Origin of the sequence: Winogradskyella ouciana, assembly GCF_009709615.1 — a bacterium.
Taxonomy (GTDB): domain Bacteria; phylum Bacteroidota; class Bacteroidia; order Flavobacteriales; family Flavobacteriaceae; genus Winogradskyella; species Winogradskyella ouciana.
Genome location: NZ_WJYA01000317.1, coordinates 1 through 234, shown reverse-complemented (window position 1 = coordinate 234; position 234 = coordinate 1). Strand labels below are relative to the sequence as shown.

Genomic DNA, 234 nt, shown 5'->3' with positions numbered 1-234 from the left:
CTAAATATGAAAGTATGGTAGAAGAAATCTTCGGACCTATCCTTACCGTTTATGTTTACGAAGATGCAGATTGGGCTGAAACACTTAAATTAGTAGATAGCACTTCTCCTTATTCATTAACAGGAGCTATCTTCTCACAATGTCGTTATGCGATAGACGAGGCTTATAAAGCACTAGAAAACGCTGCTGGTAACTTCTATATCATCGTTAAACCTCCCGGAGCCGTAGTGGGAC

The 234-nt window shown here is 40.2% G+C and carries 1 protein-coding gene; it reads left to right on the top strand.

Going from position 1 to position 234, the window contains the following annotated elements; all coding sequences use genetic code 11:
* Positions 1–234 (top strand): aldehyde dehydrogenase family protein (locus F1003_RS16465; protein ID WP_155090390.1); only part of this gene is annotated, 234 nt, incomplete at both ends.